Source organism: Kytococcus schroeteri, assembly GCF_002847825.1.
GTDB classification, from domain to species: domain Bacteria; phylum Actinomycetota; class Actinomycetes; order Actinomycetales; family Dermatophilaceae; genus Kytococcus; species Kytococcus schroeteri.
Map to the genome: position 1 here is coordinate 1 of NZ_PKIZ01000054.1, position 209 is coordinate 209.

The 209-nt window shown below is 56.0% G+C and carries 1 pseudogene; it reads left to right on the plus strand.

Annotation, left to right across the window (positions count from 1 at the left end):
• A pseudogene (locus tag CYJ76_RS11475) lies at window positions 1-209 on the plus strand (phage antirepressor N-terminal domain-containing protein); the annotation flags it as partial.

Here is a 209-nt window from a genome sequence, read left to right on the forward strand (position 1 = left end):
CGCCCGAGGGCTTGGTGAAGCACCTGAACTCGAAGCCAAGGATCGTCCGCTCTACACCTCCGAGTTTCTCCAAGAGAAGAACCTATCTCAAAAGAAGCTCAAGTCAGTCTCCGGCGTATTCGGCAAGCGTATGAAAGCCGCCTACACCCTTAAGCACGGCACCGAGCCGGAGAAGTATCCACTCAATCTGCCTAACGGTCAGGTGCGGC